Source organism: Thalassovita litoralis (genome assembly GCF_900182725.1).
GTDB lineage: Bacteria > Pseudomonadota > Alphaproteobacteria > Rhodobacterales > Rhodobacteraceae > Thalassobius > Thalassobius litoralis.
Map to the genome: position 1 here is coordinate 45,073 of NZ_FXTO01000011.1, position 11,954 is coordinate 57,026.

The 11,954-nt window shown below is 59.9% G+C and carries 12 protein-coding genes; 3 read left to right on the forward strand and 9 right to left on the reverse strand.

Annotation, left to right across the window (positions count from 1 at the left end; all coding sequences use genetic code 11):
• Positions 1-7: 7 nt before the first annotated feature.
• The 7 genes from FN828_RS10350 to FN828_RS10375 form a co-directional block, all read right to left on the reverse strand.
• Positions 8-2,056, reverse strand: coding sequence for an acetyl-CoA carboxylase biotin carboxylase subunit (locus FN828_RS10350; protein ID WP_142493332.1), 2,049 nt, complete (start codon positions 2,054-2,056; stop codon positions 8-10).
• A gap of 125 nt (positions 2,057-2,181) precedes the next feature.
• On the reverse strand, positions 2,182-2,388 hold the full coding sequence (locus tag FN828_RS10355; RefSeq protein ID WP_142493333.1) for a hypothetical protein: 207 nt from the start codon (positions 2,386-2,388) through the stop codon (positions 2,182-2,184).
• 352 nt (positions 2,389-2,740) lie between these two features.
• Complete coding sequence (locus tag FN828_RS10360) at positions 2,741-3,139, reverse strand: hypothetical protein (RefSeq protein WP_142493334.1); 399 nt, start codon at positions 3,137-3,139, stop codon at positions 2,741-2,743.
• A 78-nt stretch (positions 3,140-3,217) separates the two neighbouring features.
• On the reverse strand, positions 3,218-3,358 hold the full coding sequence (locus FN828_RS20495) for a hypothetical protein (protein WP_185958987.1): 141 nt from the start codon (positions 3,356-3,358) through the stop codon (positions 3,218-3,220).
• Between the two features lie 214 nt (positions 3,359-3,572).
• A complete protein-coding gene (locus FN828_RS10365; RefSeq protein ID WP_221930546.1) occupies positions 3,573-3,980 on the reverse strand; it encodes a DUF6497 family protein in 408 nt (135 codons plus the stop codon).
• Entirely contained in the window at positions 3,973-4,326 is a 354-nt protein-coding gene (locus tag FN828_RS10370) for a hypothetical protein (RefSeq protein ID WP_142493335.1), read from the reverse strand. Before FN828_RS10370 ends, FN828_RS10365 begins: the two co-directional genes overlap by 8 nt.
• A 113-nt stretch (positions 4,327-4,439) precedes the next feature.
• Positions 4,440-5,972 carry an acyl-CoA carboxylase subunit beta gene (locus FN828_RS10375; protein WP_142493336.1) on the reverse strand — a complete coding sequence of 511 codons (1,533 nt, stop codon included), beginning with the start codon at positions 5,970-5,972 and terminating at the stop codon, positions 4,440-4,442.
• Between the two features lie 191 nt (positions 5,973-6,163).
• Here FN828_RS10375 and FN828_RS10380 point away from each other — a divergent pair, with 191 nt between their 5' ends.
• The 3 genes from FN828_RS10380 to FN828_RS10390 all read left to right on the forward strand — a co-directional run bounded on the left by FN828_RS10380 (position 6,164) and on the right by FN828_RS10390 (position 9,668).
• On the forward strand, positions 6,164-7,378 hold the full coding sequence (locus FN828_RS10380; RefSeq protein WP_142493337.1) for a multidrug effflux MFS transporter: 1,215 nt from the start codon (positions 6,164-6,166) through the stop codon (positions 7,376-7,378).
• A 71-nt stretch (positions 7,379-7,449) separates the two neighbouring features.
• Positions 7,450-8,847, forward strand: a complete 1,398-nt coding sequence (locus FN828_RS10385) for a helix-turn-helix domain-containing protein (RefSeq protein WP_142493338.1) — start codon at positions 7,450-7,452, stop codon at positions 8,845-8,847.
• Positions 8,847-9,668 carry an alpha/beta hydrolase gene (locus tag FN828_RS10390; RefSeq protein WP_142493339.1) on the forward strand — a complete coding sequence of 274 codons (822 nt, stop codon included), beginning with the start codon at positions 8,847-8,849 and terminating at the stop codon, positions 9,666-9,668. The genes FN828_RS10385 and FN828_RS10390 overlap by 1 nt, the downstream gene beginning before the upstream one ends.
• Positions 9,669-9,739: 71 nt before the next feature.
• Here the strand turns inward: FN828_RS10390 and FN828_RS10395 are convergent, their stop codons facing one another.
• Both FN828_RS10395 and betA read right to left on the reverse strand, forming a co-directional pair.
• On the reverse strand, positions 9,740-9,976 hold the full coding sequence (locus FN828_RS10395) for a YdcH family protein (RefSeq protein ID WP_142493340.1): 237 nt from the start codon (positions 9,974-9,976) through the stop codon (positions 9,740-9,742).
• Between the two features lie 238 nt (positions 9,977-10,214).
• Positions 10,215-11,861 (reverse strand): choline dehydrogenase, encoded by a 1,647-nt coding sequence (gene betA, locus FN828_RS10400; RefSeq protein WP_142493341.1) that lies wholly within the window; start codon positions 11,859-11,861, stop codon positions 10,215-10,217.
• Positions 11,862-11,954: the final 93 nt, after the last annotated feature.

The following is an 11,954-nucleotide window of genomic DNA, read 5'->3' on the forward strand; positions in this document are numbered from 1 at the left end:
CATGCGCTTATTCGAACTCCATGATCACTTCGTCCACGGCCAGACTGTCGCCGGGGCCTGCGTTGATCTTGGTTACGATGGCCTTTTTCTCGGCGCGCAGGATGTTTTCCATCTTCATCGCCTCGATCGTGCAAAGGGCCTGCCCTTCCTGCACTTCCTGACCTTCTTCCACGTCGATCTTCACCACCAGCCCCGGCATCGGGCACAGCAGCAGCTTCGACGTATCCGGCGGCAGTTTTTCCGGCATCAGCTTGGCCAGTTCGGCCTGACGCGGGCTACGCACATGCACCTTCAGGTCCGCGCCACGGCTGCGGATACGGAACCCGCCCGAGATTTTGCCGACCTTCAGCACCAGACCATCATGGCCTGCGATTGCGATCTGGGCCAACTGGTCGCCCGGCGTCCAGTCGCTTGCCACGCGCAACGCCTGACCATCGTCAAAGGTCACTGTCGATCCATCATGATCGGCAGCAATCGTTACCGGGAAATCCTGCCCTTGCAGGCTGACCACCCAATCCGTGCCAACGCGGCGTTCATGGTTGTCCATCCGGCCCGACACGCGCGTGCGGCGGATTTCTGCGACGCGATGCATTGCAGCGGCCGAGGCTGCAATCTTGCGCAGCGTATCGGCAGGCAGTTCCACACCTTCGAAACCTTCGGGGTATTCTTCGGCAATGAAGGCGGTGGTCATGTCGCCGCTGATGAATTTCGGGTGATCCATCACAGCCGACAGGAACGGCAGGTTGTGGCCGATGCCTTCCACCTCGAAACCATCCAGCGCGTTGCGCATCGCTTCGATGGCTTCGGCGCGGGTGGGTGCCCAGGTACACAGCTTGGCGATCATCGGGTCGTAATACATGCTGATTTCGCCGCCTTCATAGACGCCGGTATCGTTGCGCACCGCATGATCGCCCGAAGGCGCCTGCCCCTGCCATTTGTCATTCACCAACAGCGGACCGGCGGCAATTTCTGCCGGGGGACGATAGCGGGTCAGACGGCCAATCGACGGCAGGAAGTTGCGATACGGGTCTTCCGCATACAGACGGTTTTCAATCGCCCAGCCGGTCAGTTTCACATCGTCCTGTGTGATGCTCAGCGGTTCACCATTGGCCACGCGGATCATCTGTTCCACCAGATCAATACCGGTGATCAGTTCCGTAACCGGGTGTTCCACTTGCAAGCGGGTGTTCATTTCCAGGAAGTAGAAATTCTTGGACCCGTCCACGATGAATTCCACGGTCCCGGCGCTGGCATAGCCCACGGCCTTGGCCAAGGCCACGGCCTGTTCGCCCATCGCCTTGCGGGTGGCTTCGTCCAGGAACGGGCTGGGCGCTTCTTCGACAACCTTTTGGTTGCGGCGCTGGATCGAACATTCGCGTTCGCCCAGATAGACGCCATTGCCGTGGCTATCGCACAGAACCTGAATTTCGATGTGGCGCGGCTGGGTCACGAATTTTTCGATGAAAATCCGGTCATCGCCAAAGCTGTTAGCCGCTTCGTTCTTGGACGACTGGAACCCTTCGCGGGCTTCGGTGTCGTTCCACGCGATCCGCATCCCTTTGCCGCCGCCGCCCGCGGACGCCTTGATCATCACCGGGTAGCCGACTTCATTGGAAATCTTCACCGCTTCTTCTGCGTCTTCGATCAGGCCCATATAGCCCGGAACGGTCGAAACACCGGCTTCTTGTGCGATTTTCTTACTGGTGATCTTGTCGCCCATCGCTTCGATCGCGCCAACGGGGGGGCCAACGAAAGCCACGCCTTCGGCGGCCAGCGCCTCGGCGAATTTGCTGTTTTCCGACAGGAACCCATAACCGGGGTGAACCGCCTGCGCGCCGGATTGGCGAATGGCATCCATCACCTTGTCAATGACGATATAGGACTGGTTCGCAGGCGGCGGGCCGATATGAACCGCTTCGTCGGCCATCTGCACATGCAGCGCGTGCTTGTCTGCGTCCGAATAGATGGCAACCGTCTGGATTCCCATCTTCCGGGCGGTCTTGATCACCCGGCAGGCGATTTCGCCCCGGTTCGCAATCAGGATCTTATTGAACATTTCTCGTCCCTTCCGGTCTTGGCTGAAGGCCCGTGCCCCCAGCAATGGCAATAAAAAACCCACCCCGACCAAAGGCCGCGATGGGTTTCCGATTCAGATCTGGCCCACAGGCCAGCACGCCCCGCTTAGTTGCAGCGGGACGGATATTGGTTGCAATAGGCGACGTTGGCCGCAGCCCCGACAAGCGCGGCTGTGCCGACGCTGCCATTGGTGACGGCTGCACCAGCCGCACCGGCGCCAGCGCCCAGAAGCGCCTGTTCGCCAAACGTGTCGCCGCAGGCCGCAAGGCCCGCACAGGCCGCAAGGCCCATAATCCATTTCCGCGTGTGCATTGTTCCGGTCCTCTCTGCTCAGGATATCTTGCAGACAGAACATTTGGCACGATTTTCGGTTCCCGCAAGAGCGGCTCACCCTTGCGTGAACTTTCGGCAAACCCTTGCTTATAAAGGGTATTTTCTGGATTTTCAGGCAAAAAGAAGGGCAGCGGGCCTATCTGGAAGCCACGCCGCCCAAAAGGGGAAGGGTAACGGTAAAGACAAATCGTCCCGGCCCGCTCATCTCGGGCCGCCACTACATTTACCACGCTGCCGCAGTTGCCCGCGCCTGCCAAGCACGCAATCACAGGGCGGCCGTTTTGGGCCGCTTCCCGCTCAAATTGCTGTCCGCTTAGCAGAAACATGCCGATCACCAATCCTCGTCTTCGTCTTCTTCGTCATCGAAGTCGTCAAAAGCATCGCCGCCGGTAAAGGCCTCGGGGAACGACGCGCGTGCGACGGCTTCGTCAATGACCAGCAGCGTGTCATAGCTTTTCGGATCGAAATCTTCTTCGACGGCCTTCACCTCGCGCCCAAGCAACCAGCTAAGCCGCCCGGCATCCAGATTGCCCCGCTCGAACGGTTCATCCCCGAAATGTTCCCAAAGCGCGGTCATAAAGGCCAGATCGGCGCGACGATCCACGGCCTTGCGGTCGCGATAGCGTTCCAGGCGCTTCAACGGGGTAACGCCCTTGGGATTGGCGCGACGAATGGTGAATTGAAAATCGGTGCCGGGCATACGGCCCGGAAATCCGCGGTGCTTCAGCATGGGCGTTCTCCATGACCAGCATCGCGGCGGGTCAGATCGGGCGACACCGCCCGATCTGCCTGCGTAAAGGGCTGGCCCTTACTTGTATTTCCCGGTGTAAACCGGCTCTTGGCTGATCGGCTCAGGCTCGACCACCACAAATTCTTCTTGCGGTGCGGCGCACGCGGCCAAGTAGGCAACGCTGCACAGCGACAGCACGACTTTGAAGACGTTCGACATCTGCTTCTCCTGTTATCTGTTACTTGTAAACCGGGGGGATTTTCCCCCGACTGCCTCATGAACGAGAATTGGGCAGCGCTTACGCCACCCACAGGAATCATAACCGAACTGACACTCGAAAGATATTGGCACCCGCCAAGGTTGGCAGGCTGTGACTCGAAAGCCTCAAAACCACAGAAACATGAAGAACGTGCCGCAACATCTTGTGGGTGCATTAAAACCCCTCCCAGATGCAGAGCCCGTTTTCAATGCGATAAGCCTCGAAAAACTGGATGATGTCAGCGTCAGCAACGCCGAACGCGACAGGCTGGGACGCCAGCGAAATAACCACCTGATCCACCGCCTGCCCTGCCTGTGACAACCGGGGCAGCGCCACCTGCGCACACAGGGACGGCAAATCCTGCTCGACCTTGGCAAAGCTCACACCTTCGGCAAGCGCCGGGGCGACAAACCGGAACCGCGCCCACAGCGCCCCATCGGGCTGTGGCTCTACGAAATATTCCTGTAACTGAATCGACAGACCAGAGGGCACGGCGGGAGCCTCCTCTTGCCCCGCTGCCGTGGCCACGCTTGCCAACAGGCACCCCTGAAGCGCGGCGAATGTCCGAGTCGCCTTATTCATAGCAAACCCTGCGACCATACGCCACCCACCGGGAACGATTCTTTCCATCCGTTAGCATTTCGCGCAACTTTGCTTCACATTCAGCTTTTGGAAAGGGTTTTCGCGCAACCTGCCCCCCGGCAATTACGCGCAGCCCTTGCCCCACCTCTTCGACCCGTACAACCGGGGAAAAGCCGGGTAAGCGCTGCAAAAGACGCCACATGTCTTGGCGCACCTGCACGGCCAATCGCTGTTTACCGCATCGCGGCAACACCGCTTCGACCGACAGATCGAACCGCACCGGCAGGCGGCGCGCCAGCGTCAGCGCTCCGTCTTCCCGCAGGATATGCCACTCGGTCCGGCTCATGCTCCGCCCATTCCATACCGATCACACAAGGCGACCGGCCTTTCATCTTGCGTTAAATACGTCCGGGCTGTGGGGGCCATCAGCCCCCACGTTTCCCGGCTGACACACCCACCTTACAGCGGGATATTGTCGTGCTTTTTCCACGGGTTCGTCAGCTTCTTGTTGCGCAAGCTGGCAAAGGCCCGGCTGACCCGGCGGCGGGTCGAATGCGGCATGATCACCTCGTCGATGAAACCACGCTCGGCCGCTTTGAACGGGTTGGCAAAGTTCTTTTCGTATTCTGCCGTATGCGCCGCGATTTTCTCAGCGTCGCCCAGATCAACACGGTGGATAATCTCGGTCGCGCCTTTCGCGCCCATCACCGCGATTTCCGCAGTCGGCCACGCGTAGTTGAAATCGCCACGCAGGTGCTTGGATGCCATCACGTCATAGGCGCCGCCGTATGCCTTGCGGGTGATCACGGTAACTTTTGGCACCGTGGCTTCGCCATAGGCAAACAGCAGCTTCGCGCCGTGCTTGATAACGCCGCCGTATTCCTGCGACGTCCCCGGCAGGAAGCCCGGCACATCCACCAGCGTCAGGATCGGAATTTCAAACGCATCGCAGAAGCGGACGAAACGGGCGGCTTTGCGGCTGCTGTCAATATCCAGACATCCCGCCAGAACCATCGGCTGATTTGCCACCACACCCACGCTCTGTCCTTCCAGACGGATAAAGCCCGTGATGATGTTTTTCGCGTAATCTTCCTGAATTTCGTAGAAATCCGCCTCGTCCGCGATTTTCAGGATCAGCTCCTTCATATCATACGGGGTGTTGGCGTTTTCCGGCACCAGCGTATCCAGCGAGGCCTCGACCCGACCGGGTTCATCAAAGAACGGACGCACGGGCGGTTTTTCGCGGTTGTTCAGCGGCAGGAAATCGACCAGGCGGCGCACTTCGGCCAATGCCTCGACATCGTTTTCAAACGCGCCATCCGCAACCGACGATTTCTTGGTATGGGTGCTGGCCCCGCCCAGTTCTTCGGCGGTCACAACCTCGTTCGTCACGGTTTTCACCACGTCAGGGCCGGTCACGAACATGTAGGAGCTGTCTTTGACCATAAAGATGAAGTCGGTCATCGCGGGCGAATACACGGCCCCACCAGCGCACGGCCCCATGATCACCGAAATCTGCGGCACCACGCCCGAGGCCATGATGTTGCGCTGGAACACTTCGGCATAGCCCGCCAGCGATGCCACGCCTTCCTGAATCCGCGCCCCGCCAGAATCGTTCAACCCGATCACAGGCGCACCGTTCTGCATTGCCATGTCCATGATCTTGCAAATCTTCTGGGCGTGGGTTTCCGACAGCGAGCCACCGAACACGGTGAAATCCTGACTGAACACATACACCATGCGGCCATTGATCGTACCCCAGCCGGTGATAACACCATCGCCCGCAGGTTTTTGTTTTTCCATGCCAAAATCGGTACAGCGGTGCGACACGAACATGTCGAACTCTTCAAAGCTGTCTTCGTCCAGCAGCAGTTCGATACGTTCACGCGCAGTCAGCTTGCCCTTGGCGTGCTGGCTGTCGATGCGCTTTTGCCCCCCGCCCAGACGGGCATCGGCGCGGCGGTCTTCCAGTTCCTGGAGGATATCTTTCATAACGGTCCCCTTCTGAATTGATACGGGTATAAGGCCACCTCTGGCAGTCGCAAAGATGTTTTCGGCAAATTTGCAAAAATTTGGCAAGCAAATAAAAGCGAAACGCAAACATGCAAATTTCCGTTACGTCAGCAAGCAATTTCCAGTGCCCCGAGTGGACAACCTGACGCACCCGTCCTATTCATTCGCACATGAACAGTAAGCCAGTGGTCCGCTATTTTAACAGGGCTACCCCACCACATCTGACGACACTGATTTTCCTAGCCGGGCTGTCCGCCTTGGCGATGAATATCTTTCTGCCGTCGCTGCCCGGAATGGCCGCCTATTTTCAGGTGGATTATGCGTTTATGCAGCTTTCGGTCGCGCTGTATCTGGGGGTTAACGGGGCCTTGCAGATTTTCGTGGGGCCGCTTTCAGACAAATATGGCCGCCGCCCGATCATCCTGACCGGGGTCGGGCTGTTTTGTCTGGCAACCATCGGCTGCCTGCTGGCCACCAGCGGCACAATGTTTATGGTTTTCCGCATGTTACAAGCGGTGATCGCCGTGGCAATGGTGCTGTCCCGCGCCGTGGTGCGCGATATGGTTCCCGCGGACAAGGCTGCCTCGATGATGGGGTTTGTCACGATGGGCATGTCGCTGGTTCCCATGCTTGGCCCGGCCACCGGCGGATTTCTGGAAGAACACTTTGGCTGGCACGGCAGCTTTGTCGCCCTTTTGGTGCTGGGGATCATCATGTTCACCGTCGCATGGTTCGATCTGGGTGAAACCGCCCCGAAAACCGACAACACGGTGCTGCAACAGTTCAAGGAATACCCCGAACTGCTAAAAGCCCCCCGGTTCTGGGGCTACTGCATGGCCTCGGCCTTTGGCTCCGGGGCGTTCTTTGCTTACTTGGGCGGCGCGCCTTTTGTGGGGTTAACCGTCTACGGCATGAGCCCCGGCGAGCTGGGCCTGTATTTCGCGGCCCCCGGCATTGGCTACTTTTCCGGGAATTTCATATCGGGGACATTTTCCGCACGCGTCGGCATCAACCGCATGGTGCTGTGGGGCGCCATGACTGTTGTGCTTGGCCTTTGCTTGTCCTTTGCCCTGAACCTAAGCGGCCACGGCTCTGCCGTCGCCTTCTTTGGCTGCATGGCATTCGTCGGGCTGGGCAATGGCATGACGATCCCCAACGCGACCGCCGGGATGCTGTCTGTGCGGCCCCATCTGGCCGGTACGGCATCCGGTCTGGGTGGCACGATGATGATCGGGGGCGGCGCGGCGCTTTCGGCGCTGGCCGGGGCGATGCTAAAACCCGGCTCGACAGAACTGCCCCTGCTGTCCATCATGATGGCAACCGCGCTCCTGTCGTTGGTATCAATCCTGTTCGTCATACACCGCGAACAACGGCTGGGCCTGTAACGCCCCTTGCTCCGGCAATTTTGCAAAGCTAACCTGTATGCAAACCCTATTTGCAAACAGGCATATGCCATATGGCCACCCAAAAACTTTATGCCGGGGCAAAGCTGCGTGAAACCCGCACCCGCCTTGGCCTGACGCAAAAAGAATTCGCCGCCAAGCTGGGGGTGTCCCTGCCCTATCTGAACCAGATGGAAAACAACAACCGTCCGGTATCGACCACCGTGGTTCTGGCACTGGCGCAGGAATTTGGGTTCGACGTGACCGAGCTATCGACCGGAGATTCCGAACGTCTGGTTTCCGACATGCGCGAAGCGATGGCCGATCCCGTCTTTGCCGATGCCGCCCCGCCGCTGGCCGATCTGCGATTAACCGCCTCGAACGCGCCCGCACTGGCCCGCGCGTTTCTGGACCTGCACCGCGCCTATCGCCAGACCCACGAACGGCTGGCGTCACTGGACGAAGCATTAGGCCGCGAAGACAGCCGCACCCAGCCATCCCCCTGGGACGAGGTGCGCGATTTCTTTCACTATTGCGACAACTACATTGATGCCGTGGACCGCGCCGCCGAACATTTCGCCCAAGGGGCCGGGGATCAGGGTATTCGCGCCCATGCCAGCCGCGCGTTACGGGCTGCGGGGATTACCCTCCGGATGGACGATAACGCCCCAACCCGTCATTATGACCGCGATAGCCGCACGCTGTCGCTATCCTCGCGCGCACTGCCGGAAACCCAGACCTTTCAGCTATTGCTGCAAATCGCCCTGCTGCATCAGGACAAATTGCTAGAGGCGACGCTGGATCTGGCCCGTTTTCAATCAGACGAGGCCCGCTCGATCGCCAAAATCGGTCTGGCCAATTATTTTGCCGGGGCGGCATTGATGCCCTATACCCGTTTTCTGAAAGCCGCACAGGACAGCCGTCACGATCTGGAATTGCTGGCCCATCATTTCGGTGCCTCCATCGAACAGGTGGCCCATCGCCTGTCTACACTGCAACGCCCCAACGCCAAGGGCATTCCGTTCTTTTTCGTCCGTGTCGATCAGGCCGGGACGATCACCAAACGCCATTCCGCTACCCGCCTGCAATTTGCTCGTTTCGGCGGGGCCTGCCCTTTGTGGAACGTGCATCAGGCCTTTGAAACACCGGGGCGTTTTCTGCGGCAACTGGCCGAAACCCCAGACGGGGTGCGCTATATCAGTCTGGCCCGCGATGTGTCCAAACCCGGCGGCAGTTTCGGCGCACCCGTCCGCCGATTTGCCATTTCGCTGGGCTGCGAGGTCCGCCACGCCACGGATCTGGTTTATGCCGACGATCTGGACCTGTCCAATCCCCGCGCCTATGAACCCATCGGCATTTCCTGCCGCATTTGCGAGCGTAAAAATTGCCATCAGCGATCCGTTCCCCCGCTAGAACGCCGCCTGACCATTGATGCCGACGAACGCGGCGTCCTGCCGTATCGGGTGGACTGATGCGGCGTCTGGTGTTTCGCCTGACCCTGCTGGCGGGCCTGTTGCTGGCCGCAATCGCCGCCGCGTCACAGGCCGAACGCTGGGCATTGTACCCGTTCGATCCACGCCACCAGACCCCGGCGCAGGCCGGACTGCCCCAAATCAGCGAAACCCGCCTGACCACCCCCGACGACGAAACCCTGATCGTCTGGACCGCCCCGCCGCACCCCGGCAAGCCGGTGATCCTGTATTTTCACGGCAATTCCGGCAATCTGGCCAGCCGCGCCGGGCGCTTCCGGCATTTCCTGTCACAAGGCTATGGGCTGGTTGCCCCGGCCTATCGTGGATCGTCTGGCAGCAGCGGCACCCCAACCGAACATTCCCTGATCTCTGACGCAACCCAAGTCGCCAGCCATAGCGACTGGCCCGGCTGGCCCGCCCATCCCGGACCGATCATTGCCTATGGCGAAAGCCTTGGCACGGCGGTCACACTGGGGCTTTTGTCGAACACCGACACGCCACCCGATGCGATCATCCTCGAAGCGCCCTTTACCTCGATTCAGGCGTTGGCCGAAAAACACTATCCCGCGCTGGCCCCCTATATCTCTTACCTGAAAAACCAGTGGCCGACACTGGACCGCGCCCGAACCTATCTGCGCCAACCGCTGCTGATCCTGCACGGTACACAAGACGAACTGATTCCCACCGACATGGGCCGCGCGATCCACGCCGCCGCCCCCTCGCCTGACAAAACCTTGCTGATCGTCCCCGGTGCGGGCCATACCGATTTGTGGCGCAGCGACACCCTGCCAAAGCTATGGCGCTTTCTGAACGCGCAATAGCCCCCCCGGACACACAAAAAGACGGCGCAAAACCCTGCGCCGTCCCATTATTCACCGGAATTTTGCCGCCGTCACTCTGACAGCATCCCCCAGATTTCGTCTTTCAGTGCCGCCCGCCGCTTGCGCAGATCGGTTTCCGCCAGTTGCTCAATCGGCTCCACGTTGGTTTCGGCCCGATGAACAGCGCGGTTCAGCTCGTGATACTCTTCCGCCAGCTTTGCGAAATGCGCATTTTCCTGCTTCAGGGCGCTGATCTTGTCGGCGTGTTCGGGGAATTCCTCGTGCAGTTCATGAGGGGTGTTTGACATCGCGCGGTCTCCTTTAACTCGATTGCACCAGACCGTAATCCACCGTCACGGCCTGTACTTTGACACGGATCAATCTGCGCCGTTTTCCACCCCGCTCCCCGTCACTCTTTCGTCAGAAACACCTATCCGAAAGTCAGTCGTTCTGAACCAATACCCCCGGAGACCAGCCACCGCCCTGCGCCTCTTTCTGGTTCAAATATCCATTGCACCACAGTTGCGCCCCGGTCCCCGGTCACTGTCACCGCTGTGCACGACCCCAGTCTTGCGACAGCACCGGCGCCAATTCCTCGGGGGGCAAGGGATCACGCCCCAGCAATAAATCACTGACCTTTTCACCCACCATGATGGACGGCCCGTTCAGATTGCCGTTGGTGATTCTTGGAAAAATCGAACTGTCCGCGACCCGCAACCGATCCACACCGATCACCCGCGCCTGCGGGTCCACAACGGCCATCGGGTCATCCGCAGCCCCCATCCGGCAGGTACCACAGGGGTGATAGGCGCTTTCGACATGTTCGCGGATAAACCCATCCAGTTCATCATCGCTTTGCAGATCGGCCCCCGGCTGAATTTCGTGACGCACAAAGGGTTTAAACGCCTCTTGCCCGAAAATTTCCCGCGTCAGCCGGATACATTGGCGGAAATCGCGCCAATCGCTGTCTTGTGACATATAGTTGAACCGGATCACCGGCGCGGCCTTTGGGTCGGCGTTGCGCAACGTCACCGCCCCCCGCGATGTGCTGCGCATCGGGCCAACATGGGCCTGAAACCCATGCCCTTCGGCGGCGGCTTTGCCATCGTATCGCACCGCGATAGGCAGGAAATGATATTGAATATCAGGATATTCCACCCCCGCATCCGAACGAATAAAGCCCGCGCTTTCAAACTGGTTCGACGCCCCCAGCCCCTTGCCGGTGAACAGCCATTGCGCCCCGATCAGCGCCTTGCCCCACAGGTTCCAATATTTATACAGGCTGACCGGCTGACTGGCAGCCATTTGCAGATACAGTTCCAGATGGTCCTGCAAATTCGCACCCACGCCGGGACGATCCGCCACCACGGGAATCCCCTGTTCGGCCAAATGCCGCCCTGCCCCGATCCCCGACAACATCAACAGCTTGGGCGAATTGATCGAGGAGGCCGCCAGCACGACCTCGCGCCGGGCGCGGATCACTTCGATCTTGCCGCCGCGTTCAATTTCCACACCCACGGCGCGGCCTTCTTCGATCACCACGCGCCGGGCCAGCGCACGCACCACACCAACCCCAAACCGCTTTTTCGCGGGCTTCAGATAGGCATTCGCTGCCGACCAGCGCCGCCCCTTGTAAACGGTCATTTCCATAGGGCCGAAACCCTCTTGCTGCTGGCCGTTGTAGTCTTGCGTCACCGGATAGCCCGCCTGCTGGCCCGCTTCGACAAACGCATGGAACAGCGGGTTAGAGCGGGGGCCGCGCGTGACATGCAGCGGCCCATCCGTCCCGCGATAGTCCGAACGCCCCCCATGCCATGTTTCCATGCGTTTGAAATAGGGCAGCACGTCCTTATACGCCCACCCGCTGGCCCCTGCGGCGTCCCAGTGATCGAAATCCTTGGCATGGCCGCGCACGAACACCATCCCATTGATACTGGACGATCCACCGATCACCTTACCGCGCGGTGTGGCCAGAACCCGCCCGCCCAGGTGCGGTTCCGGTTCGGTCTGAAAGCCCCAGTCATATAGCCCCATATTCATCGGATAGGACAGCGCGGCAGGCATCTGGATAAACGGCCCCGCATCCGAGCCACCAAATTCCACCACCAGCACCTTCGCCCCGGCTTCACCCAAACGATAAGCCATGGCGCAACCTGCGCTGCCTGCGCCCACGATCACGAAATCCGCTTCCATTTTCTTGCTCCGTATGTCGCCCTATCCAGCGCCGCCTTGGCGGTCGGGGGTGGGCGGGTGGGCCGTCCGCCAAGGCGGCGCAGCCCTGTCTAT